Origin of the sequence: Bacteroides sp. AR20 (assembly GCF_964250605.1) — a bacterium.
Lineage (GTDB): Bacteria > Bacteroidota > Bacteroidia > Bacteroidales > Bacteroidaceae > Bacteroides > Bacteroides uniformis.
Genome location: NZ_CAXUGK010000010.1, coordinates 40,829 through 66,649 on the forward strand (window position 1 = coordinate 40,829; position 25,821 = coordinate 66,649).

At 48.2% G+C, this 25,821-nt stretch carries 19 protein-coding genes and 1 tRNA gene; 9 read left to right on the forward strand and 11 right to left on the reverse strand.

The window, feature by feature from the left end; all coding sequences use genetic code 11:
* Positions 1-3: 3 nt before the first annotated feature.
* Complete coding sequence (locus tag ACESTD_RS07215) at positions 4-1,155, forward strand: glycerate kinase (protein ID WP_329779416.1); 1,152 nt, start codon at positions 4-6, stop codon at positions 1,153-1,155.
* Here ACESTD_RS07215 and ACESTD_RS07220 read toward each other — a convergent pair.
* From ACESTD_RS07220 to ACESTD_RS07255, 8 genes are all read right to left on the reverse strand, one after another.
* A complete protein-coding gene (locus ACESTD_RS07220; RefSeq protein ID WP_151858687.1) occupies positions 1,152-2,492 on the reverse strand; it encodes an MATE family efflux transporter in 1,341 nt (446 codons plus the stop codon). The two genes, ACESTD_RS07215 and ACESTD_RS07220, sit on opposite strands and share 4 nt — an antisense overlap.
* A 109-nt stretch (positions 2,493-2,601) precedes the next feature.
* Complete coding sequence (locus tag ACESTD_RS07225) at positions 2,602-2,784, reverse strand: hypothetical protein (protein ID WP_005828120.1); 183 nt, start codon at positions 2,782-2,784, stop codon at positions 2,602-2,604.
* Positions 2,785-2,848: 64 nt separating this feature from the next.
* The gene (locus ACESTD_RS07230; RefSeq protein ID WP_008663162.1) at positions 2,849-3,250 is read right to left on the reverse strand and encodes an FKBP-type peptidyl-prolyl cis-trans isomerase; all 402 of its coding nucleotides are present in this window, start codon (positions 3,248-3,250) and stop codon (positions 2,849-2,851) included.
* Positions 3,251-3,268: 18 nt separating this feature from the next.
* The gene (locus tag ACESTD_RS07235) at positions 3,269-3,844 is read right to left on the reverse strand and encodes a flavodoxin family protein (protein ID WP_008663160.1); all 576 of its coding nucleotides are present in this window, start codon (positions 3,842-3,844) and stop codon (positions 3,269-3,271) included.
* Positions 3,845-3,974: 130 nt separating this feature from the next.
* Positions 3,975-5,222 carry a DUF1015 domain-containing protein gene (locus ACESTD_RS07240; protein WP_009036888.1) on the reverse strand — a complete coding sequence of 416 codons (1,248 nt, stop codon included), beginning with the start codon at positions 5,220-5,222 and terminating at the stop codon, positions 3,975-3,977.
* A gap of 216 nt (positions 5,223-5,438) precedes the next feature.
* Positions 5,439-6,362 carry an NAD(P)-dependent oxidoreductase gene (locus ACESTD_RS07245; RefSeq protein ID WP_035448197.1) on the reverse strand — a complete coding sequence of 308 codons (924 nt, stop codon included), beginning with the start codon at positions 6,360-6,362 and terminating at the stop codon, positions 5,439-5,441.
* A gap of 110 nt (positions 6,363-6,472) precedes the next feature.
* Complete coding sequence (serC, locus tag ACESTD_RS07250) at positions 6,473-7,540, reverse strand: 3-phosphoserine/phosphohydroxythreonine transaminase (protein ID WP_195288825.1); 1,068 nt, start codon at positions 7,538-7,540, stop codon at positions 6,473-6,475.
* A gap of 274 nt (positions 7,541-7,814) precedes the next feature.
* Positions 7,815-9,152: a DEAD/DEAH box helicase gene (locus ACESTD_RS07255; RefSeq protein ID WP_061412874.1), complete on the reverse strand. Its 1,338-nt coding sequence runs from the start codon at positions 9,150-9,152 to the stop codon at positions 7,815-7,817.
* Positions 9,153-9,526: 374 nt separating this feature from the next.
* Between ACESTD_RS07255 and ACESTD_RS07260 the strand changes: the two genes are divergently transcribed.
* The 3 genes from ACESTD_RS07260 (at position 9,527) to ACESTD_RS07270 (ending at position 15,747) form a co-directional block, all read left to right on the forward strand.
* The gene (locus ACESTD_RS07260; protein WP_195433474.1) at positions 9,527-12,796 is read left to right on the forward strand and encodes a TonB-dependent receptor domain-containing protein; all 3,270 of its coding nucleotides are present in this window, start codon (positions 9,527-9,529) and stop codon (positions 12,794-12,796) included.
* Between the two features lie 27 nt (positions 12,797-12,823).
* Positions 12,824-14,308 carry a BACON domain-containing protein gene (locus ACESTD_RS07265; protein ID WP_057253274.1) on the forward strand — a complete coding sequence of 495 codons (1,485 nt, stop codon included), beginning with the start codon at positions 12,824-12,826 and terminating at the stop codon, positions 14,306-14,308.
* 89 nt (positions 14,309-14,397) lie between these two features.
* Positions 14,398-15,747, forward strand: coding sequence for a DNA/RNA non-specific endonuclease (locus tag ACESTD_RS07270; protein WP_057253273.1), 1,350 nt, complete (start codon positions 14,398-14,400; stop codon positions 15,745-15,747).
* A 153-nt stretch (positions 15,748-15,900) separates the two neighbouring features.
* Here ACESTD_RS07270 and ettA read toward each other — a convergent pair whose 3' ends face one another.
* Positions 15,901-17,598, reverse strand: coding sequence for an energy-dependent translational throttle protein EttA (gene ettA / locus ACESTD_RS07275; RefSeq protein ID WP_005828098.1), 1,698 nt, complete (start codon positions 17,596-17,598; stop codon positions 15,901-15,903).
* A gap of 138 nt (positions 17,599-17,736) precedes the next feature.
* Here ettA and ACESTD_RS07280 point away from each other — a divergent pair.
* Positions 17,737-17,809: transfer RNA gene (locus ACESTD_RS07280), tRNA-Lys, on the forward strand.
* A 343-nt stretch (positions 17,810-18,152) separates the two neighbouring features.
* Here ACESTD_RS07280 and ACESTD_RS07285 read toward each other — a convergent pair.
* The gene (locus tag ACESTD_RS07285) at positions 18,153-20,357 is read right to left on the reverse strand and encodes an alpha-galactosidase (protein WP_057097951.1); all 2,205 of its coding nucleotides are present in this window, start codon (positions 20,355-20,357) and stop codon (positions 18,153-18,155) included.
* A 100-nt stretch (positions 20,358-20,457) separates the two neighbouring features.
* Positions 20,458-21,219, reverse strand: coding sequence for an SDR family oxidoreductase (locus ACESTD_RS07290; protein ID WP_005836294.1), 762 nt, complete (start codon positions 21,217-21,219; stop codon positions 20,458-20,460).
* Positions 21,220-21,432: 213 nt separating this feature from the next.
* Between ACESTD_RS07290 and potA the strand changes: the two genes are divergently transcribed.
* The 4 genes from potA to ACESTD_RS07310 are packed head-to-tail and all read left to right on the forward strand — an operon-like array spanning position 21,433 to position 25,799.
* Positions 21,433-22,839 (forward strand): polyamine ABC transporter ATP-binding protein, encoded by a 1,407-nt coding sequence (potA, locus tag ACESTD_RS07295; protein WP_005828085.1) that lies wholly within the window; start codon positions 21,433-21,435, stop codon positions 22,837-22,839.
* Positions 22,840-22,855: 16 nt separating this feature from the next.
* Positions 22,856-23,629, forward strand: coding sequence for an ABC transporter permease (locus ACESTD_RS07300; RefSeq protein WP_035457908.1), 774 nt, complete (start codon positions 22,856-22,858; stop codon positions 23,627-23,629).
* Positions 23,626-24,417 carry an ABC transporter permease gene (locus tag ACESTD_RS07305; RefSeq protein WP_008663130.1) on the forward strand — a complete coding sequence of 264 codons (792 nt, stop codon included), beginning with the start codon at positions 23,626-23,628 and terminating at the stop codon, positions 24,415-24,417. Before ACESTD_RS07300 ends, ACESTD_RS07305 begins: the two co-directional genes overlap by 4 nt.
* 44 nt (positions 24,418-24,461) lie before the next feature.
* A complete protein-coding gene (locus ACESTD_RS07310) occupies positions 24,462-25,799 on the forward strand; it encodes an ABC transporter substrate-binding protein (RefSeq protein WP_171030130.1) in 1,338 nt (445 codons plus the stop codon).
* The last annotated feature ends 22 nt before the right edge of the window (positions 25,800-25,821 follow it).

The following is a 25,821-nucleotide window of genomic DNA, read 5'->3' on the forward strand; positions in this document are numbered from 1 at the left end:
TTCATGAAAAAGATAGTGATTGCCATCGATTCCTTCAAAGGATGCCTCACCTCGGCAGAAGCCGGAGAAGCTGCCGCCCAAGGGGTACATGCCGCATGTCCCGAATGCCAAACCATCGTGCTCCCCGTGGCCGACGGTGGAGAAGGCATGCTCGACGTCCTACTTGCAGCCAGTAACGGAAAACGTATCACCGTCCGTGCCCACGACCCGTTGATGCAACCGTGCGATGCCAGTTACGGCATCTCCGGAGACGGCAATACCGCATTCGTAGAAATGGCTGCCATCAGCGGCCTGCCACTGGTTCCTGCCGACAAAAGGAATCCAATGAAAACCACCACCTTCGGAACGGGCGAACTGATACGCGATGCCTTGGAACGGGGATGCCTCCGTTTCGTCATCGGACTTGGAGGGAGCGCCACGAACGATGCCGGTCTGGGAATGCTGCAAGCATTGGGATTCCGTTTCTTCGATAAAGAAGGACACGAAGTGGGAAGCATGGAAAAAGGCATCGCCCTATGCGGTGCCCTTCTATCGGCAATCAGCTCCATTGACAGCTCTTCCGCCCATCCCGCACTGAAAAAGACATGTTTCACGGCGGCGTGTGATGTACGCAATCCTTTCTTCGGTCCCAATGGAGCAGCCCACGTATTCGCTCCCCAAAAAGGAGCAGACGCGGATATGGTGAAGGAACTGGATGTTGCCATGCAGCATCTTTCGGACGTCATATTCCGCACTACCGGCAAAGACGTATCCTTGCATCCCGGTGCCGGTGCGGCAGGCGGTATGGGGGGCGGTCTCCACGCATTTCTGGATGCACAGTTGAAACCCGGCATAGAGCTTCTTTTGGAAACTCTGGACTTTGCAGAAAAGATTAAGGATGCCGACCTCATCATCACCGGAGAAGGGAAATCGGACCGGCAGACTCTCATGGGGAAAGTGCCTTCGGGCATCTTGCAGGAAGCAAGGAGGCAACATATTCCCGTCATCCTGCTGGCAGGAGCGATAGAGGATGCCGGGATACTGAATGCAGCCGGATTCCGGGGCGTATTCTCCATTACCCCCTCTCCCGTCTCTTTGGAGCAGGCCATGCAGCCTGAATTTGCTCAAGAAAATATCCGAAGGACAGTGGAGCAAATTTGCCGGATTTTCTTTTAACTCCCTCTAACTCCTTTAACATACCGATAGCACCAGATACCGACCACGTCGGCAATCAGCCAGCCGATGGGGATGGACCACCAGATGCCCGTCACCCCAATCTCAGGTATCGAAGCAAGCCAGTAAGAAAGAACTACACGGGTGCCCAGCGACAGCACGGTCAGCACAACAGACATGCCCGGCATACGGATGGCCCGGTAGTATCCGTACAGCAAAAACAAGATGCCGATGCCACAGTAGAAAGCACCTTCGATGCGTAGGTACGCCACTCCCACCGCAATAATCTCCGTTTCGTCCGGACGGACAAAGATAAGCATCAACGGTTTGGCAAAGATGAAAACCAATACGGACACAAGGAGCGAAAAAACAACAGCCGTGACAAATGCACTGCGAACACCCCGGTGGATACGGTCGTAACGTCCGGCCCCGAAGTTCTGTGCAATAAAGGTGGAAAAGGCATTCCCAAATTCCTGCACGGGCATATAGGCGAAAGAGTCAATCTTCACAGCTGCCGCAAAAGCTGCCATTACCGCTGTTCCAAAGCTGTTGACAAGTCCCTGTATCATCAGGATTCCCAGATTCATCACCGACTGTTGGACGCAAGTCAGTGTAGAGAAGGAAGCTATTTCCTTCAAGCAAGTACGGTCAAAACACATATCTTCATGATGCCATCGCAGTTCCGGACGCCTTCTGTAAGTATAAATGATGATGCCCAGAGCAGCTACTCCTTGAGCGAGGACAGTGGCCGCAGCCGCACCCTGAATCCCCCAATCCAGTTGTAGGATAAAAAACAAGTCGAGCGCTATATTCAGAACGACAGAAACTGCCAGAAACCAAAGCGGAGTGACAGAATCCCCTACTGCACGCAGCAGAGATGCGTAGAAGTTATAGATAAAGGTGAAAACTATACCGCAGAAGATTATCCACAAGTAGCTGCGCATCATGCCGTATATGTCTTGCGGGACCTGCAACAGCCGGAGAATAGGGTCGAGCCAGATAAAAACGGCTACATTCAGTATCAATGTCACGATACCTATCAGTACAAACGAACTGAATATGCTACGACGCAGTGCTACATGGTTTCCGGCACCATAATGTAAAGAGAACACAGTGCCACTGCCCATCGCCAGTCCCAGCAAAACGGATATAAGGAAAACCATCAATGTGTATGCCGAACCGACCGCCGCCAACGCCCCTGCACCAATGCATTGGCCTACAATGAGCGTATCTGCAATGTTGTAGCATTGCTGCAAAAAAGACCCTACCATCATGGGTAGGGTAAAATGTAATAAAGTACCGGTTATGCCTCCTTGAGTGAGGTCTCCTTTCCGTAGCATCCTGCTTTTGTTTTTAAGAGTTTCATTTCCGGGTACAAAGATACAAAACCCTCCAACAAATCATCTGGACTCGACGAAGAAAGAGGCATGTAATAAAAAAAGCAGAGGGTTAACCTCTGCTCTCCATACTGTTTTTGTCAGGATTCAGAATCTTTACGACCTGACGAACATCTCTCTTGTCTGCATTACCGTAAAGGCCAATCTGTTGTCCGGGTACTGTTCCCTTTTCATGTTCTGCCTGGGACAATGCTACTTTCGGGTCAATATGCCCTGCTTTCTTATCTATATTCATACCTATTGAGTTTTTCTAAATTCTTATATGAGAACAAGATAAAAAAGCAAATTGTTCAGCAGTGTCACGAGATATTTAGTAATTCCACTTCAAATATCAGTGTGGAATACGCCGGAATGGGTCCACTGGTACGTGTACCGTATCCCATGGTGTAAGGGATATATACAATCCAACGACTTCCGGGATGCATTCGTAGCAAGGCAATCTGCCAGCCCTCAATCACTTCATTCAGACGAAAAGCCTCCGGACAATTCCGTTTCCACGAATTATCGAACTCACGCCCATTAATAAGCGTGCCTTTATAATGCACAGATACTACACTGTTGAGACGTGGTGTCGGACCGTCTCTGCCTTCCTCCAATACCCGATAAAGTATGCCGCAAGGCAATTCCTTGATTCCTTCTGCCGTACGCAATTGCTCCAGAAACTGTTCGTTTTGCAATTTATATTCTTCTTTTCTACTCATATTGACTTTTTCAATACTTTACAATAATTTGTGCACTGCTTTCTTGCAGTTCCGCATATCCTTTTCCGTCAGCTCAGGATGCTTCTTAGTACCTCCCCTCTCAATGGTTTTCACAATCTTGAAACCACTCCATTTCAGAATCTCCCTGAAAGCTTTCACCACACCGTGCGTCTGATTATAGAGAATATTGAAAGGATAAGGGGTAGTACAAGTGCTTACCACAATCGCTTTCTTGCCCTTATGAAGCGGAAGGGGCATTCCCCAGGAGTTCTCCCCCATCATACCGTAAACCATACGGTCGAAAAGCACTTTCACTTCTCCCGGCATGTTTCCCCAATAGCAAGGGGCACCGATTATCACTGCATCGGCTTCTTTCATAGACTGCAACACTCTCTGTGCCCCATCCTCGGGCAGACAACACTTCAATGAACTGCGGCACTTCATGCAACCGATGCAGGGATGTACCTGCAACCGCGGAACGTCTATATAAACAGTCTCAGCTCCACAACCTTCAAGTTCCTGCTTCATCAGCTCCAACATTTTCGACATGTTGCCATGACGGCGGGGACTACCGTTAAGAATCAATACCTTCATTGTATACTCTCAATTTTTCGGCAAAGGTCGGCATTTTCTACATAATAACCTTATTATTCTGTTTTAATCCGAAAAAAACGGGGATGTCTTTTAGTGGAAGACATCCCCGTTTCAGTTTATATCAATTCATTTAGTCCAGTTTATGAATCACCAACCCCGAACGCAACTTTGGCTCAAACCAAGTTGTCTTGGGAGGCATGATGTTGCCCGTATCGGCGATGTCCATCAGCTGCTTCATGGAAACGGGATAGAGGGCCAATGCCACTTTCATCTCACCGCTGTCCACCCGCTTCTTCAACTCTTCCAAACCACGGATGCCACCTACAAAGTCGATACGCTTGTCGGAACGGAGGTCTTTGATGCCAAGCACTTCATCCAGTATCAGATTGGAGGAGATGGTTACATCCAGTACACCAATGGGGTCGTTATCATTATAAGTACCCGGTTTGGCAGTAAGGCTGTACCACTTTCCGTCCAGATAGAGGGAGAAGTTATGCAGTCCGGACGGCTTATAGATGTCCTCACCTTTCTCCTCCACGATGAAATTCTTGCCCACAGCGGCCAGGAACTCTTCGGGAGTCATGCCGTTCAAGTCCTTCACCACCCGGTTATAGTCAATAATAGTCAACTGGTTGGCAGGGAAGCACACGGCCATGAAGTAATTGTACTCTTCGTCACCACGGTGATTGGGGTTTTGCTTGGCTTTCTCTGCACCCACCAAAGCGGCAGCGGCGCTGCGATGATGCCCATCGGCAATGTAGAGGGCGGGCATTTGGGCAAACTCTTGGGTAATGGCATCAATGTCCTCCTGCTTGTCTATAATCCAGAAGGTATGACCAAAACCGTCACCCGGAGCGATAAAGTCGTATACCGGTTTCCCGGCTGTATAACGGGAAATGATGGCATCCAGCGCAGCATTATCGGGATAGGCAAAGAACACGGGTTCAATATTGGCATTGTTCACCCGAACATGTTTCATACGGTCCTCTTCTTTGTCACGACGAGTCAACTCGTGCTTCTTGATAACACCGTTCATATAATCGGGAACATAGGCACCAACAACAAGACCGTACTGTGTCTTGCCGTTCATGGTCTGGGCATAGACGTAATAGTTTTCTTTATCATCTTGCACCAGCCAGCCTTTCTCTTGGAACATACGAAAGTTCTCTGCAGCTTTCCGATAAACACGTTCGTCATGTTCATCCGTACCGACGGGAAAATCTATTTCCGGCTTGATGATATGATATAAGGACTTCTCATTACCTTCCGCTTCTGCACGTGCTTCTGCAGAATTCAATACGTCGTAAGGACGGGACGCTACTTGTTCCACCAAATCCTGAGGGGGACGAATCCCCTTAAAGGGTTTAATTATAGCCATAAGAGAGTGTTTTATATGGATTATTGAGGTTTCTTTTTCACGAAATATCTTACCAGATAAATTGCACTACCTAATATCAGTACAATAGATACGCCCTCGCAAAAGCCGAGGGCGAAATCTGACAATTCATTTCTGAATATACTACTTAATGAAAATATACCAGCACCTATTGCTAAATAAAGAACTGAACATTTATAGGTAGTCTTACTATTCATCTCATTTTCTGTTTACGCGGAACTTCTCGCAACCGTCTTTCAGGAAGCCTACAATCTGCTTGGCAGCGGCAATACCTGCGTTGATATTGGCTTCGGCAGTCTGGGCCCCCATCTTTTTCGGTGTAGAAAAATAACGTCCGGCAAACTTGGCTGCAAATGTTTCATTGGCAGCAGGCATAATGTCGGTCATGTATTTCAAGTCGGTGCGCTCTTCCATCAGCTGGATAAGCTCTGCTTCATTGATGACTTCCTTACGGGCTGTGTTCACCAGCAGTCCGCCCTTCGGCATCTTGTTCACCAATGCATAATTGATGGAATTCTTCGTTTCGGCAGTTGCAGGAATATGCAGGGAAACGACATCGCAAGTAGAGTAAAGCTCTTCAGCAGAACCCACAGCCTTCACTCCATCCTTCTCGATTACTTCTTTCGGGCAGAAAGCGTCGAACGCATAAATCTCCATACCGAAGCCTTTGGCAATACGGGCTACGTTGCGCCCCACGTTACCATAAGCGTGGATACCCAGTTTCTTGCCCATCAGTTCAGTACCGGAAGTACCGTTATACATATTACGGACAGCCATCACCATCAAGCCGAAAGCCAACTCGGCCACAGCATTGGAGTTCTGTCCCGGAGTATTCATTACACATACATTGTGGGCAGTAGCTGCTTCCAGGTCCACATTGTCATAACCGGCACCGGCACGCACCACAATCTTCAGTTCCTTGGCGGCATCCAGCACTTCAGCATCAATGATGTCACTGCGGATAATGATAGCGTTGGCATCTTTCACAGCCTCCAGCAGCTTGGCTTTTTCACCATATTTTTCCAGCAACACGAGTTCGTAACCTGCTGCTTCTATTTCTTTACGGATACCGTCTACTGCCACTTTGGCAAACGGTTTGTCTGTTGCAACTAATACTTTCATAATTTCATGATATTAAAAAGACTCACCACAGATGACACAGATTATCACAGAGTTTAATCATAAAAACAATCTGTGCAAATCTGCGTAATCTGTGGTGAAAAACAATATTATTAATGAAGTTTCTCAAATTCCTGCATGCAGTCAATCAAAGCCTGCACGCTTTCCTTCGGCATGGCATTATAGCAGGATGCACGGAATCCACCTACAGAACGGTGTCCCTTGATACCTACCATACCTCTTTCGGTAGCGAACTTCAAGAAGTCAGCTTCCAATTCCTTGTATTCGGGAGCCATCACAAAGCAGATGTTCATGCGTGAACGGTCTTCTTTGGCAGCCGTACCCACAAACATTTTGTTACGGTCAATTTCAGCATACAGCATATCGGCCTTTTCGATGGCACGGCGTTCCATTTCCTTCACGCCACCCTCTGCCTTAATCCAGCGCAATGTCTGCAGGGCTGCATAGATGGGGACAACGGGAGGAGTATTGAACATAGAGCCGCTATCCACATGCGTCTGATAGTTCAGCATGGTCGGGATATAGCGGGATACCTTACCCAGCGCGTCATTCTTCACGATGACGAATGTAACACCGGAAGGAGCCAGATTCTTCTGCGCACCACCATAGATACAGATATATTTGGATACGTCGATGGGACGGGAGAAAATATCAGAAGACATATCGGCCACCATCGGAACGTTTACGTCCAAATCCTCTTTCAGTTCCGTACCGTAGATTGTATTGTTGGTAGTGATGTGGAAATAGTCTGCATCAGCAGGCACTGTATAGTCCTTCGGAATATAAGTATAAGTAGATTCAGCGGAAGAAGCGACTTCAACTACTTCACCGAATGCCTTAGCTTCTTTCATGGCTTTTTTGGCCCATACACCCGTATTCAGGTAAGCAGCTTTCTTTTCAAGGAAGTTGAAGGGTACCATGCAGAATTCCAAACTGGCACCACCGCCCAAGAACAGTATCGAATATCCTTCGGGGATATTGAGCAATTCTTTGAATAATGCCACAGCTTCGTCCACAACGGGTTGGAAGTCTTTGGCACGGTGGCTGATTTCCATCAGTGAGAGGCCTGAGCCATTGAAATCAAGAATAGCTTGTGCCGTATTCTCAATCACCTCACGAGGAAGGATAGAAGGTCCTGCATTGAAATTATGCTTTTTCATTTGAAGTTTGTTTTGGTTATACAATTTCGTTCATTAATGTCTTTCGACTTTGCGAAATTACGGAAATATTTCTTCAAAACAAACCTTTCCTGATGAAATTCTATTTTTAGGCCGCATTTAGCTTACTTTTTAATGGTTTATACAAGATATATACACCATTTTGTTATCCTTACTTATCAAGGATAATACTTTTAGAGAAACTAAAAGCAAGGCGGTTTCATTACTTCATATTCAAAAGAATAAGCGCAAATAAAATGAATATTTATAAGATAAATCACTTTGCTTCCTCGATAACAGTTTTCATTCCCTTGATTTTTTCACCGCGTACCAGCGTCAGCAATTGTTTCATTTTACTGCGGCGCACGGCTACAAAGGCATAGTGTTCCTTTACGTCCACCTGCCCGACATCTTCACGCGCCATTCCTCCTTTTTTATACAAGAAGCCGACAATATCTATCTTGTTCAACTTATCCTTTTTCCCTTTACCTATATATAAGGTAGCCCATCGGGGCTTGGCCGGTTTGGGAAGCGTCTCCGGAAACTCGTACGTTTCGATGTCTTCAGAAATGTACTCGGGTACCCGCTCCTCGGCATGCAGGACAAGATATGCATTTCCCGATGCCTCCCAACGGGCAGTACGTCCATTACGGTGCGTATAGGCTTCCTCGTTTACGGGAGGATGGTAATGCACCACATTCTCAATACCCGGAATATCCAGTCCGCGGGCGGCAAGGTCTGTGGATATCAGTACAGCGCAACTGCCGTTGCGGAACTTGTAAAGCGCACGTTCGCGGTCGGGCTGCTCCATACCTCCATGAAACATGTCGCAAGGGAACTTCCTGGCTTTCAGGTACCCGGCAACACGCTCCACGCTTTCACGATAATTGCAGAATACCAAGGTGGAATGACAACCGAGGGTACAAAGCAGGTTATAGAGGGTTTCCAGTTTGTCCTTCTCCGGAGAAACAACCTTGTGCAGCCGCAGACGCGGAGCAAGAGCTTCCGGAGTAAGAAAATCAAGCTTCATGAGCCGGGAGCCGGAAGACGGGGAATCACCTCCTACTCCGGCAAATTGCGGTATTTCCTCTGCATCGGTGGCCGAGAGAAGCACACGCTTTTTCAGTGAGGGAAGCTGCCCGATAACCTCTGCCATCTCGTCATGGAAGCCGAACTCAAGACACTTGTCGAATTCATCTATCACCAGAGTGACGACAGTGGCGGCATTGAAATTTTCTTTCCTCAAATGGTCGCTCATACGTCCCGGAGTACCGATAATGACGGTGGGATGAATGCCTTTCATTGTCCGGTGTTCTTCCATGGCAGGGCGTCCGCCATAGCAGCTCATAGCTTTGAAAGGAGTTCCCATAGACTTGAACACAGTTTCTATCTGCAAAGCCAATTCGCGTGAAGGTACTAGTACAAGAGCCTGCACACCTTGTATATCCGCTTTCAAGGTCTGTACCAGCGGAAGGAGAAAAGCCAGTGTCTTACCCGAACCGGTGGGCGAAAGAAGTACTAAATCTTTAGCTGATTGATAGGCTTCCTTAGCAGCCTCCTGCATCGGCGTAAGTTCTTGTATCTTCAAATTATGAAGTATATCCGAAAGTTCCATGAATATCTCTTTTTTAATCAATATGCAAAGATACGGATAAGAAGTCAGTTTCCATCAAAACAAAAACAGCTTTTAAGAAAGCTACCTAAAATCATGACATGCCCGTCAATCGAATAGGAGAAAATTAAAGTCGTTTTCTCCCACTTTAATTTTGGGGAAGTAAAGATATTGAGGTTGTCAAGGACGTGCTCAATCAACCTGTTTCTTCAGGTAGATTGAGCACGTCCTTGACAAAATCACCGTTTTCTTTTGACAAATACATTTTTATACCAAAGATATAATAAAAATTGTAATTGATATGTAACGGTAATCTGAAAGTTATTGTTTAAATTTGCAACGTTTTTTAATAGTTTAATCATATTAATTAAAATCTCATGGCAAAAAGAATGCGATTCATTCTTTCCACAATTATGGTGATAGTCGCAATGACAGCTAAGGCTCAGGTGACTACCTCCTCATTAAGTGGAAAGGTAACAGACCCAGACAAGGAAGCCATTATCGGTGCAACAGTTCAGGCTATACACGAGCCTTCCGGGACACGATATGGCGCAATTACAAACATCGATGGTCGTTATACCATTCAAGGTATGCGGGCAGGCGGACCTTACAGCGTGGAAGTCTCTTACATCGGTTACCAAACAATGATGTTTAAGGATGTAACTCTTCAATTAGGTGAAGTCTACAATCTGAATGTACAGATGAAAGAATCATCAGAGCTTCTTGAGGAAGTGGTTGTTACAGCTCAAAAGACTAAATTTGCCTCCGAGAAGACCGGAGCGACAACCAACATTTCCAATACACAGATTACCAGCATGCCTTCTGTAAGCCGTAGCATTACCGACTATTCCCGTTTGTCTGCTTACGGTGGTAATGGGATGTCGTTTGCCGGATCTGACGGTCGTACAGCCAACTTCACAATCGACGGTGCCAACTTCAACAACAACTTCGGTTTGAGTTCCAACCTGCCTGGTGGCGGTAATCCGGTCTCTATAGAGGCGATTGACGAAATTCAGATTGTCATATCTCCGTTTGATGTACGCCAGACCAACTTCATCGGTGGCGGTATCAATGCCATTACCAAATCAGGTACCAATACTTACAAAGGTACAGCTTATATTTATCACCAGAATGAAAACATGCGCGGTGATGCCATTGATCGTGAAACAATCTTAGGTGCCCGCGAGAAAGACCAGTCAACTACATATGGTTTTACTATTGGCGGTCCGATAATCAAGAACAAGCTCTTTTTCTTTGCAAACGGCGAGCTGCAGAATACTCCTGCAATTGCCAATCGCTGGCGTGCTTCCGAAGACGGTGTGGCCAATGCAGACGCATACATCTCACGTGCAACCGTTGCCGATCTTCAGAATGTGTCCGATATAGCGAAAGAAAGATATGGCTATGACACCGGTTCATTCAGCAGCTTCCCGTCTGACAATAAGAACACTAAATTATTGGCACGTATAGACTGGAACATCAACAACAACCATCGCTTGGCTTTGCGTTATAACTATACCAAGAATACCGTATGGAATGCCCCTAACGCTTCCTCTATGGACGGTGGTACTCGTATGTCGGGTAGTCGTACTTCACAGTATGCCATGTCGTATGCCAACTCCATGTATTCCTTGGATAACTTGGTACATTCATTGTCTTTCGACCTTAACAGCCGCTTCTCTGCTACCTTGTCCAACCAGTTTTTGGCAACATTCTCCAAGTTGGATGACGTACGTGGTACTAATTCCAGTATTTTCCCATTTGTCGATATTTTGAAAGACAATCAAAACTACATCTCTTTTGGTGAAGAACTTTTCACTTACAATAACGCAGTCCACAACACAGTGTGGAATATAAAAGATGACGTAACTTACTATACCGGCAATCATAAAATCATGGTTGGCTTGAACTATGAGCATCAAATGGCCGACAACCAGTATCTCCGTAACGGTACAGGATATTATCGCTATACCAGCCTGGATGACTTTGTTCAAGGAGCTGCTCCGGAAATTGTATGTTTGACTTATGGCTATAACGGTGAAAACGAACCTGCATCACGTGTTCAGTACAATAAATTGGGCTTCTACTTGCAAGACGAATGGAACGTACGTTCCGATTTCAAGGTTACAGCCGGTCTGCGCTTCGACGGACTCTTCTTTGATAATGGTGACTTGATGACCAACAATGCCATTCTTGACCTTGACTACAACGGTCGTCATATCGATACCGGCAAATGGCCCGGAAACTCATTGACAGTATCTCCTCGTATAGGTTTCAGTTGGGATATACTTGGCAACAATACTTTGAAGCTGCGTGGTGGTAGCGGTTTGTTCTCCGGACGTCTGCCTTTGGTATTCTTTACCAATATGCCTACCAATGGCGGTATGATTCAATATCAGGCGCAAGTCAATGCCAAGAATGCAAAAGACAAAGGTTTCACTATGGATGAATTCAAAGGTGGAATCCTTTCCACAGAAGCTCTGAAACAAAAGCTTTATGATTTGGGTTATCCTCAGACAATCAAACCGGAAGACGGTACAGTTCCTTCAAGCATTTGCGGCGTCGATCCCGACTTTAAAATGCCACAGGTCTGGAAGTCTTCAATTGCCGTGGATTATACAGTACCCGTATCATTCCCATTGAACGTGACGGTAGAAGGAATCTATAACAAGACACTTAATGCCGCCATGCTGAAAGACTGGAGCCAGAAAGATATAAACGGCTTTACACGCTTCAATGGTGCTGACAACCGTCCTGTATTCCCGTCTGACGCTACTTATACGGACGAGGCCGGCAAGAGTCTGCCCAGTGCTTACATGCTTGAGAATACAAGCCGCGGTTACGGATGGTCGACCAGCGTTACCGTGAACGCAGCGCCTGCCAAATGGATTAATTTGATGGCTGCTTATACGCATACAGTATCTAAGGAGGTGACTTCACTTCCGGGTTCCAATGCTTCTTCAGTACTCAACTACCTTTCTACATACGAAGGTGTCAACAACTTCCGTTTGCACAATGGCCTTAACGTTACTCCCGACCGTTTCATTGCAAGTGCCACTATCAACGACAAGAGCGGCAACCACTTTAGTTTGATTTACGAGACTTGGCGTGGCGGTTACAATTACTCTTACATGCTTGCCAACGACATAAACGGTGACGGTTACAACTACGATGCCATTTATATCCCTACAGACAAGCAAGTTGCCGACGGTTCATTCCGTTTCGTTAGCGAGGATGACAAGACACGCTTCATGGATTATGTACACAACGACTCATACCTTAAGAATAATCAGGGTAAATATGCTGAGCCCAACAGTCTTTATTCTCCTTGGGTACACCGTGTAGATTTCTCTTATAAGCACGATTTCAACTTGAATGTATGTGGTGCCAAGCACAAATTGCAGCTGAGCTTTGACATGAAGAACGTGCTTAATTTCTTCAATTCAAGCTGGGGAGTAAGTAAGCATTTGAATCCTGCTATCGGTAACGAAGCCCGTATCTTGAAGTATGAAGGTGTAGACGCTGAAGGTTTTGCTACATTCTCAACTCCGGAGTCTATAAATGGCAACACCAAGACTTGGACTCTCAACCATGCTATTGGTCAGTGCTGGTATGCTTCTATCGGTATTAAGTATTGCTTTAACTGATTATCAATTTAAATATAATCGAAGAATATGAAAAAATATCTATTTATAGTACTTGCTGCTGTGATTTCCCTTTTCTCAAGCTGTGCTGAAGATGATGCAGCAATAGGCTTGTCAGGATTGAAGGTTTCACAGTCGTACGTTGCGCTGCCGGTTGAAGGAGGTAGCACTGACATTACAATTGAATCGAAGTCCGAATGGATTATCACAGGTAACGACAAGGCCGATTGGCTTACCATCTCTACAACTCAAGGTCCTCAAGGCGAAAGCAAAATCACATTCTCTGCTGATGAAGCTGTGGATGGCCGTTCAGTGGAACTGAAGCTGAGCAGCGCCAATGAAACTCAGAACTTGACTATCATGCAAGGCTTGCCAGTCATTTCGGAAGCTACTTGTGCCGAGGTAATAGCCGGTCCCGACAAGAAGACTTATAAAGTGACCGGTGTTGTTTCAAATATTTCCAACACCGTTTACGGCAACTGGGACATTGTGGATGCCACCGGTAAGGTTTACGTCTATGGAACTTTGGACGCCAAAGGCAATACGAAGAATTTTGCCAGCCTGGGTCTGGAAGAAGGCGATGAGGTAACAATACAAGGTCCCAAAACCACCTACGGTACTACAGTTGAGCTTGTTGATGTTACTGTGCTCAAGATTAACAAATCGCTCATCAAGGTCGACTCTGTCTACAATGATGTACTTCCGGTTGAGGGTGGTATCTTTGAGGCATACATCATAACCAAAGGCAACGGCGTTTCTGTAGAAATTCCTGAGGATGCCAAAGAATGGTTGTCTATTGTCTCTATCGACCAGAAAGGAACAGATGCTTGCGTGAAGTTCCGGGCTGCCCGAAACGAAGGTGGTGACCGTTCAACCAGCATTACATTCCGCACTACTGACGGTAAAAAAGATTACACAAGCAAGACTGAACTCTCACAGCAGGGCGCCATCGTTGAAGCTACTGTTGCTGAATTCATTGCCGCCGAGGTTGGTGCTACACAATACCGCATTAGTGGTGTAGTGACCAAGATTGCTAATACCCAATATGGCAATATCTACATCAAGGATTTCTCGGGTGATGTATATATCTATGGCATCAAAGATTTTGCTGATTCTAATATCAAGGAAGGTGATATTGTAACTCTCGTTGGTCCACGTGCCGAATACAAAGGTACTCCGCAGATGACCAATGCCGTTGCAGAGGACGTGAAGAGTGTAAAAACAGTTACTGTTGCTGATTTCCTTGCAGCAGAGGAAAGCCCTTCACAATATTACCAGTTGACCGGTACTGTATCAAATATCGCAAGTACCCTTTATGGTAATTTTGATATTACAGATGAAAGCGGCAAGGTATATGTTTATGGTCTTCTTACAGGCTGGAAAGGCGCAAGCAAACAGTTCGAATCACTGGGTATTGTTGAAGGTGATAAGATTACTATATGCGGTGTTCGTACCAGCTACAAAGATTCCGATCAAGTGGGAAGCGCATTCTTCATTTCTAAAGTGACTGAATAAAGAATTTTTTATAATAAAGTAAAATCCGCACTGCCATCACAGTATATGTAGATGACATTGCGGATTTCTTTTTCAATTTTATATATGATATGAATAAAAGATATTACAATTTGATTTTAGCGATTTGCCTGTTGCTGCCATTGTTCTGTGGATGTAGCTCAGACGATTCTTCAGAAATGAATGAACATCCCACTATCAATGACATTCAATTCACTGAACAAGGTTCCAAGCGTGAAGTACTATATGCTATTGATGGTAGCAAAGGCTTGACATTGGATGAATCAATCCGTTCGCAAATCAGTATTGCAGCCAATAAGACTATTTCCGGTGACGGATTCACCTTTTCAGAAGAATTTGATACTGATAATCTATCGTCACTTCCCGATTACTCCACCGTAAAGCAATGGAGTGACAAGGCTGTGGCCAAAGCAAAAACTTCTTATTGGGTACGCTATCAGCTTCCTTCACAAGTTGCCATGTTCAAACTTCGCATCGCATACGTTGATGGGATAAATGTAGGAGTGGAGCATAATGCAGCCCAAAAAATTGTGATAGAAAACAAAAATGCGAATGTATCCGCCCAAGGACAAAATTACGTGACAGAATACGAAATGCCACATCTGATGGAGGGTAATACCTACGTGGAGCATGAAGTTACGGCCGGTGGCAACAAGGTGCTTAACTATGCAATGGAATGGAACGACCACATGAAACATTCTCGCTGGGTGGCCTATAGCTACGATGCCATTACGGGGGTGAAAAATGTAACCAGAAGTGATGACGCCTGGGCAGTAGACCCATTGCTGCCGGAGAGTATGAGGGTTGACAATAGCTGGCATACCAATGACGGATTCGACCGAGGACACCTCTGTGCTTCCGATGACCGTTCTTTTTCTACAGAAGCCAATAAGCAGACTTTCTACTTCAGCAACATGAGTCCACAACTCAACTCATTCAATGGCGGTTACTGGGTTACCTTCGAGCAGTTACTCAATTCATGGGTGCGCAAGGACAATGCCTTTGGAAGTGTGTACGATAAAATCTATGTGGCAAAAGGTGGAACGCTCGACAAGCTATTGATAGATTATAAGGGAACCAAGGCAGGAGGAGATGGAGTGATGCCCGCTACTGACTCAAATGGTTTCACATCAAAAGGATTGCCTGTTCCACAATATTACTTCATTGCCGTATTGGCTCATCGTGCCAATCAGCTTGTTGACATAGCTACATCCTATCAGGCCATAGGTTTTTGGGTGGAACATCGTGATGACTACGGCTATACTTTTGAACATCCGCTGAATAGGGATGACACCAAAGCAAATGCCATCAGTATTGATGAACTTGAAAGCAAGACAGGCATAGACTTCTTCTGCAATCTTCCCGATTATATTGAGGATGAAGTGGAGAGTAGCTATAATGTCACCGATTGGGCCTGGTAGTATCATGTGCTACGAATGAATATTCGTGAATCCGGACATGAATAATGGTATATTACACACTCCCTAAGTGACGAGTAGATAATAAGAAGAGAGAGGGAGGTTTGCCTTATGGCTGACCTCCCTCTCTCCTATTTGTTCTTTGAAATACTCAAATCAGTCATTCATGAGCTTTCTATAACGTACACGGGTGGGTTCTTCTTTCCCAAGACGTTTCTGTTTATTTTCCTCATATTCGGAATAAGAGCCCTCAAAGAAGAACACATTGGAGTCTCCTTCGAAAGCGAGGATATGCGTACAGATACGGTCGAGGAACCAACGGTCGTGACTGATGACCACGGCACATCCGGCAAAGTCCTCCAAACCTTCTTCGAGAGCACGGAGCGTATTCACGTCGATGTCGTTGGTGGGCTCGTCCAGCAACAGCACATTACCTTCTTCCTTCAAGCAGAGCGCCAGGTGCAGACGGTTGCGCTCACCACCGGAAAGCACCCCGCAGAGCTTTTCTTGGTCGGCGCCGGAGAAGTTGAAACGGGACAGATAGGCGCGTGCATTGATGTCGCGTCCACCCATGCGAATTAGGTCGTTTCCACCGGAGATGACTTGATATACGCTCTTGTTGGGGTCGATATCCTTGTGCTGCTGGTCCACGTAGGCCACCTTTACGGTCTCCCCTACCTCAAACTCGCCTTTATCTGCCTTTTCCAGCCCCATGATAAGGCGGAAAAGCGTGGTCTTACCGGCACCGTTAGGGCCGATGATACCCACGATTCCGTTGGGCGGAAGCATGAAGTTGAGGTCATCGAACAGCAGTTTGTCGCCAAACGCCTTTGCCACATGCTTGGCTTCAATCACTTTATTACCCAGACGGGGACCGTTCGGGATAAAGATTTCCAGCTTCTCTTCCTTCTCCTTCACGTCCTCGTTCAGCAATTTGTCGTAGGAGTTCAAACGTGCTTTACCCTTTGCCTGGCGGGCCTTGGGAGCCATACGCACCCACTCCAACTCACGTTCCAGCGTCTTGCGGCGCTTGCTGGCAGTCTTTTCCTCCTGCTCCATACGCTTGGTCTTCTGTTCCAGCCAGCTGGAGTAGTTACCCTTCCAGGGAATGCCTTCACCACGGTCCAGCTCAAGAATCCAGCCGGCAACGTGGTCGAGGAAGTAACGGTCGTGCGTTACGGCAATCACCGTACCCTCGTACTGCTGCAAGTGTTGTTCCAGCCAGTCAATGGATTCGGCATCGAGGTGGTTGGTGGGCTCGTCAAGGAGAAGCACGTCAGGCTTCTGCAACAATAGGCGGCAGAGAGCCACACGACGGCGTTCACCACCGGAAAGATGTTCTACGGACTGGTCTTCGGGCGGACAACGGAGGGCGTCCATGGCGCGCTCCAGCTTGCTGTCGAGGTTCCAGGCATCGGTCGCGTCGATGATGTCCTGCAACTCGGCCTGGCGGGAGAAGAGCTTGTCCATCTTGTCCTGGTCCTCATAATATTCGGGCAAGCCAAACTTCTGATTGATTTCCTCGTATTCTGCCAGCGCGTCCACAATAGGCTGCACGCCTTCCATTACAATTTCCTTTACGGTCTTGGTGGGGTCGAGGTACGGTTCCTGGGCCAGATACCCCACAGAATATCCCGGCGAGAACACCACTTCGCCCTGATAGGACTTATCCAATCCGGCGATAATCTTCAGCAGGGTCGATTTACCCGAACCGTTCAGACCGATGATACCGATTTTTGCCCCGTAGAAGAACGAAAGGTAAATGTTCTTCAGTACCTGCTTGTTGTTCTGCTGAATGGTTTTATTCAGCCCAACCATAGAAAAGATAATCTTTTTATCGTCTACTGTTGCCATGTATTTAATGATTAATGTTCAGTGATAATGATTAATATCAAGGATTGATGGGGACAAAGATAAGAAAAAAGATGATATTATTTTGCAAATTTCAAAAAAGTATCTATCTTTGCACCCGCTTAACAGCAATGAAGGATTGAATCGCTAGCTCAGCAGGTAGAGCACAACACTTTTAATGTTGGGGTCTTGGGTTCGAGCCCCAAGCGGTTCACATAGAAACAAAGCCAGAAGGCGACAAAAAGAAAAAAGTCCTACAATATCAATGTATTGTGGGACTTTTTTTATGTTTCCATCTTACCTGAAAGTCCCAAAAGGGTACGAAAAGAAAAGTTGGACATCCAAACAGTGGTACAATTGGTACAGTGGGTACAGCGCCTCTTCTGCTTCACACACATGCGCTTATGTACATTACTTCATAACGCGTACATTATTTATATACATGCGTGTGTGAGATAGAAGAGACGCTGTACCCACTGTACCAACTGTACCCATAAACCTCACCTTTACGCCGCTCAAGTTCACCTTTACACGGCCCAACCTCACCTTTGCTTATGTCACTTCACCTCTTCCAGATAAAGCACACGGCTCGAATAGTCGTTCTGCTTGTGATAGTCCACCTTATGGTTGTAGGGAATCTCCAGCCCGTTTGCCATGAGGTAGGCACCACTGAAACTCTTTCCTTCGTAGTTCAAGGGAACATTATCTATACGGTTCAGTTCATGCACCCGGTATTGCTTGTCGGCACAGAGCCCTGCCATCTTCACACGCGGCAGGTGCTGGTTACAGAAATGTTCCGTCTTCCACCAATAGAAGACTGCCTTGTCCTTCTCCGGAGCCACGTACATCAGAGAAGCCACACCTTGCTTGTCATAAGGAGAGAGCAGGCGGTAAATGTCTCCCAACTGTACTACGGGACGAATGGTCTTGTACTCGGCAATGGCATTCTTGCAAAGAGCCTTTTCTTCTTCCGTCATATTTTTGGGCTGGATTTCCATACCCAAACGACCACTCATGGCAACGTCTATCCGATATTTCAGAGGGATGGTGCGGAACGTCTGATGATTGGGGGCAGCACTGATATGCGATGCCATAGCGATGGCGGGGAAGAAATAGGAAGTTCCCCACTGCATATAGACACGTTGCAGGGCATCGGTATTGTCGCTTACCCAGAACTCGTCGAAGTAAGGCAGCACTCCGTAGTTGGCACGACCGCCGCCACTGGCACATGCCTGGATGGTAAGGTCGGGATATTTGGCACGGATGCGCTGGCAGATTTTCTCGAAGCCGCGGTGGAATTCGATGTACATGTGGCTCTGATTATCCTTCGTCAGATATTGCGAACCGTGGTTCTGGACAGACATATTGGCGTCCCACTTGATGTAATCTATTTCAGGATAAGAGGTCATCAGGTTGTCTACCACACCGAAAACGAAGTCCTGCACGGCAGGATTGGCAAGGTCAAGCACTACCTGCGTGCCGCCGCGTCCCAACACAACGTCACGTTCGGAAGCTTTAAGTACCCAGTCGGGATGCTTCTCGTAGAGTTCGCTGGTAGTGTTCGCCATCTCCGGCTCAATCCAGATGCCAAACTTGACGCCATGTTTCTTGGCATCACTCAGCAAGCCTTCAATACCGTTCGGAAGCTTGTTCTTGTCCACCACCCAGTCGCCGAGTGATGAGCTGTCGTTCTTACGGGGATACTTGTCGCCAAACCAGCCATCGTCCATCACGAACAACTCGCCACCCATGGAGGCAATGTCCGCCATCATTTGGTCCATACCTTGCTGGTTGATGTCAAAGTACACGCCTTCCCAACTATTCAAAAGAATCTTGCGGGGGGTAGTGCCGTGCGCCAGTTTGTGCAGGCGTGCCCAGCGATGGAAGTTACGGCTGCCGCCACTCAAGCCTTCATTACTATAAGTCAGGGCAAGTTCGGGAGTGCGGAAAAGCTCGTCCTTCTTCAAGGAATAAGTAGAGTTCTCTTCGTTGATTCCGGCAAAGAAATGGTGGTATTCATCATCGTGTGTCTCAATGCGGAGTTTGTAGTTGCCGCTGTAACAGAGGGCTGCACCAATCACGTTGCCCGTGTTCTCCTGCGGACGACCGTCAAGGGAGAACATCACTTCGGCATGGTCAGTATGGGAATTGCGCACACCGTCCTTATTCTTGATAACCTTCATGCCCGGAGTGAGAGGTTCCTGCGTCAAGACCCCTTCATTGGCCCAGGAACCGGAGAGATGGGACAGCCATACATCGCCACGGCGGATGGGCAGATAGCCGGAAGCAAACTGATTGAGCACCACCGGCTTCTTCTCCTGATGGGAGATTTCAGTCCAGGATTCTATCACGTCGGCATCCTGCCAGGCACGGTAACAGACGTTGACGAAGAAGGGATACACCTTATCCTTCAGTGCCACGACAGTCGTCACGGCATTCCCTTCCTTTTCGGTAGTCACGTTCAATACTTCGAGCTGGAGGGTCATGTTACCGTCGGCATGCTTCACAGCGAGGGCCGTCTCCACGGGAGCATTCAATCCATATTCGGGATAGGCTGCATGGTTCGCTTCTGCCGCAGAGATATTCTGCAAGTCGGCTTCAGAAAGTCTATTACCATAATACAAGTGTCTCAGTGTACCGCCTTCAGGAACCGAAAGCACCAAAGAGGTTTTCGGAGTGGATACACATACGTTTTGAGCCAACAAACTGCCGGTCAGCAGCAGTGCTCCAAAGAGAAAATTTGTTCGTTTCTTGAAATTCATGCTTTTCTTGTTTAGATTCTATATTCATTTAGCTGTGAGCAAATGTAGGCGTTTCCCCGAAGATAAAATAGTATCATTTTATCATATCCTTATACAAATTCTATTTCCGGCTGACAATTGTCCCCGTGGCTTGGTTGGCAGGCATCACCAGCACTTCCGCAATCTGGATATGCTCGGGGACGGCAGCGGCGAAATAGACCACTTCGGCTATATCGTCGCCGGTCAGCGGGCGTATACCTTTATATACATTATCGGCCGCCTCCCGGTTACCACGGAAACGGACGACGGAGAAATTGGTTTCCACCAACCCCGGCTTGATATTCGTTACGCGTATCGGGGTATCCACCAGGTCGATGCGGAGTCCGTCGGAAAGGGCCTTGACGGCAGCCTTGCAGGCACAGTACACACTGCCTCCCGGATAAGCGTAATCTCCGGCAATGGACCCCATATTGATAACGTGACCACGGCCTCGCTCCACCATACCGGGAACCACGAGGCGGGTCATGGCAAGCAAGGCTTTCACGTTAGTGTCGATGACAATGTCCCATTCATCCAGGTTACCTTCATGTTCCTTGTCCACCCCAATGACGAGTCCGGCATTGTTCACCAGTATGTCTACCGCCTTCCATTCCTCCGGAAGGGATTCGAGGGCGGCACGGGCAGCCTGCCGGTCGCGGACATCGAAAGGAAGCAGATACACATCGGCTCCATATTTCTCCAACAATTCTTTCTTTACAGCATTCAGTTTCTCCACATTACGGCCATTGAGTATAAGCCGGTAACCGTTCATGGCAAATTTACGCGCGCAGCCTTCCCCTATTCCCGAGGAGGCTCCGGTGATGAGTACAATCTTCTTTTCCATCATGTTATTAAGTTTTAATATCAATACTGCCAACAAAGGTATTACTTATTATTTTAACTTCATAGGAATAATGAATTTTAGAGTAAGGCGAAAAATCCCGATAAATTATGTAACTTTGCACCCGCTTTTTGAAAGCCCGAGAAACTGTTTTGATTTTATTTCAGCTTTCTTCTGAGATTTGTTTAATTCGTTTGGATAAAGTAAAAGACGCTTATGCAAAAGTCCGATTGCATCATCGGTGTGGAGCACGTATCGAAATTTTTCGGAGATAAGGCCGTGCTGAATGATGTGAATTTGTCTGTCCGTAAGGGCGAGTTTGTAACAATACTGGGACCGTCCGGCTGCGGAAAGACAACTCTGTTGCGCCTCATTGCAGGCTTTCAGACAGCCTCGGAAGGAGTGATAACCATTGCCGGAAAGGACATCACGCAGACACCGCCGCACAAGCGTCCGGTGAACACCGTGTTCCAGAAGTACGCCCTCTTCCCCCACCTCAACGTGTTCAACAACATTGCTTTCGGGTTGAAGCTGAAGAAGCTGCCCGGTGCCACCATCGAGAAGAAGGTAAAGCAAGCCCTGCGCATGGTGGGCATGACGGACTATGAGGACCGCGACGTAGACTCCCTCTCCGGCGGGCAACAACAGCGCGTAGCCATTGCCCGAGCCATCGTCAACGAACCCGAAGTGCTGCTACTGGACGAACCCCTTGCCGCCTTGGACCTAAAAATGCGCAAGGACATGCAGATGGAGCTAAAGGAGATGCACCAGAAGCTGGGCATCACCTTCGTATATGTGACCCACGACCAGGAAGAGGCACTGACCTTGAGCGATACCATCGTCGTGATGAGCGAAGGACGCATCCAGCAAATAGGCGTGCCAACGGACATCTACAATGAACCCATCAACTCCTTCGTAGCAGACTTCATTGGTGAAAGCAACATCTTGAACGGAGTTATGATAAAGGATAAAGCCGTCACCTTCTGCGGACACGAATTTGAATGCGTGGACACGGGATTTGGCGAGCAGATGCAGGTAGACGTAGTGATTCGCCCCGAAGACATCTACATCTTCGATGTATCCGACGCCGCACAGCTGACGGGGACCGTAACCAGCTGCATCTTTAAAGGCGTACACTACGAAATGCTGGTGCAGACGCGCGAAGGCTACGAGCTGATGGTGCAGGACTACCATGCCTTCGAGGCAGGACGCGAAGTCGGCCTGCTGGTGAAACCCTTCGACATCCACGTGATGAAGAAGGAACGCACCTGCAACACCTTCGAGGGAAAGCTGGTGGACGAGACGCACGTAGACTTCCTGGGCTGTAACTTCGAGTGCCTCCCCGTGCAGGGCATCGAGCCGGGCAGCGCCGTGCAAGTGGAAGTAGACTTCCAGCACGTCATCCTCGAAGACAACGAAGAGGACGGCCGTCTGACGGGTGAAGTGAAATTCATCCTCTACAAAGGGAACCATTACCACCTGACCGTGTTTACGGACTGGGACGAAGACATCTTTGTCGACACCAACGACGTGTGGGACGACGGCGACCGCGTAGGTATCACCATCGCCCCTCAAAATATACGGATTGTTCAATCTCTTAATAAGGAAGGAAGTGCTCAATAAGTTATCCCATTTCTTCATGCGCCGGCGCAACTGGACGGTACCCTACGCGCTGTTTCTGCTTGTATTTGTCATAGTACCGCTACTGCTCATCGTGCTCTATGCCTTTACGGACGAAGGGGGAGCGTTTACGTTGGCCAACTTCCGCAAGTTCATGATGCACCCCGAAGCGATGAACACGTTTGTCTACTCCATCGGAATAGCCGTTATCACCACGCTGGTCTGCCTGCTGCTGGGCTATCCGGCAGCGTATATCCTGAGCCAGAAGCAATTCAACACCTCACGCACCATGGTGGTGCTGTTCATCCTCCCCATGTGGGTGAATATCTTGATACGTACGCTTGCCACAGTGGCGCTGTTCGACTTCCTGAACCTGCCGCTGGGCGAAGGTGCCCTTGTGTTCGGTATGGTCTACAACTTCCTGCCGTTCATGATATACCCCATTTACAACACCCTTCAGAAGATGGACCACAATCTGATTGAGGCTGCGCAGGACTTGGGAGCCTCTCCTACCCGCGTATTCGGCAAGGTGATTCTGCCGCTCTCCATGCCGGGAGTGATGAGCGGCATAGTGATGGTGTTTATGCCTACGGTTTCTACCTTTGCCATTGCCGAGTTGCTGACAATGAACAACATCAAACTGTTCGGCACCACGGTGCAAGAGAATATTTACAACGGAATGTGGAACTACGGTGCCGCCCTCTCGCTCATCATGCTGCTGCTGATAGGCATCACCATCCTCTTTACCAACGAGGAGGACGGGGCATCGAATGAAAGCGGAGGTGTGATATGATGACACGAATCTTAACCCGCGGCTACTTGTGGCTGCTGCTGGCGTTGCTCTACTCGCCCATCTTAATTATTATGATATTCTCCTTCACGGAGGCAAAGGTGCTGGGCAACTGGACGGGATTCTCCACCAAGCTGTACAGCTCCTTGTTTACGGGCGGGATGCACCACTCGCTGATAAATGCCATCTGGAACACATTCGCCATTGCCCTGCTTGCCGCCACCGCCAGTACGGCGCTGGGCAGCATTGCAGCCATCGGCATCTTCAATCTGCGCTCGCGCACACGGCAGGTAATGAACTTCGCCAATGCCATCCCGATGATGAATGCAGACATTATCACCGGTGTGTCGCTGTTCCTGCTGTTCGTCAGCTTCGGCATATCGCAAGGATTCACCACAGTGGTACTGGCACACATCACTTTCTGCACGCCCTACGTGGTGCTCAGCGTAATGCCCCGGCTCAAAAAGATGAACCAGAATGTCTACGAGGCGGCACTCGACCTGGGCGCCACACCGTTCCAAGCACTGCGCAAGGTTATTCTTCCGGAGATATTTCCGGGTATGATAAGCGGATTCATCCTTGCTTTCACGCTCTCCATCGACGACTTTGCCGTGACCATCTTCACCATCGGCAACCAGGGGCTGGAAACGCTCTCCACCTACATCTACGCCGATGCGCGCAAAGGTGGACTGACGCCGGAACTGCGGCCACTCTCCACCATCATCTTCGTGACGGTGCTGGTGCTGCTGATTGTAATCAACAAGCGGGCCGAACGGACGAAAAACGATTGATGTGAGTGATGAGTTATAAGTTATCAATTGTCAAGAACAAGATGATGAAAAGGATAATAAACATACTGATTCTACTGTGCTGTATCGCATCCCTCTCTTCTTGTGGAAACTCCACAGAAGAGCGCAGCCGTGTACTGAAGATATACAACTGGGCGGACTACATCGATGAAGATGTGCTTGCCGAATTTCCCGACTGGTACAAGCAGCAGACGGGCGAAGACCTCCGTATCATCTACCAGGTGTTCGATATCAACGAAATCATGCTCACCAAAATTGAGCGCGGGCACGAGGACTTCGACGTCGTATGCCCCTCGGAGTACATCATCGAACGCATGCTTCGCAAAGACCTCCTGCTACCCATCGACCGCAACTTCGGTCACACGCCGGACTACATCCCCAACGTGTCGCCCTACATTCGCCACGAGCTGAACAAGACCTCGCAACCGGAACGCCAGACCGAGGACTATGCCGTGCCCTACATGTGGGGCACCGCTGGTATCCTCTTCAACAAAAAGTTTATTACCGCCGAAGAGGCCGACACATGGGACATCCTCTGGGACTCCAAAAACCGCGGCAAAATACTGATGAAGGACAGCTACCGCGATGCCTACGGTACCGCCATCATCTACGCCCACGCCCGGGAGCTGGCCGACAGCACCGTCACCGTAGAGCAACTGATGAACGACAACTCCCCGCAGGCCATCGCCCTGGCCGAGCAACGCCTCAAGGAGATGAAACCCAACATCGCCGGCTGGGAAGCCGACTTCGGCAAGGAAATGATGACCAAGAACAAGGCGTGGATTAACTTCACCTGGAGCGGCGACGCCGTCTGGGCCATCGAGGAGGCCGATGCCGTGGGTGTGGAACTGGACTACACCGTCCCCTGCGAAGGCAGCAACATCTGGTACGACGGCTGGGTAATCCCCCGCTACGCCCGCAACGTGAAGGCGGCAAGCTATTTCATCAACTACCTCTGCCAGCCTTCCGTGGCACTGCGCAACATGGATGCCATCGGCTACGTCAGCGCCGTAGCCACACCGGAAATCATGGAGGCGAAGACCGACACCACGCTCGACGTGCACTCCGACCTCAGCTACTTCTTCGGCCCCCTGCCCGGAGCCGACAGCCTGCAGATAGACCCGGTCCAGTACCCTGACCGCTGTGTAGTGGAACGTTGCGCCATGATACGCGACTTCGGCGACCGCACGGAACTGGTGCTCGAGATGTGGAGCCGCGTGAAAGGTGACAATCTCAACACAGGCATCGTGCTGCTCATCTTCGCCGTTTTCGGTCTGCTCTTCATCTGGTTGGTATATGCCAAGATACGAAAGTACAAGCAGAAACGCCGCCACCGTCTCCGCAGAAAGCGGAAAAGGGGATGAACAACACATTGTTTACCTAAAA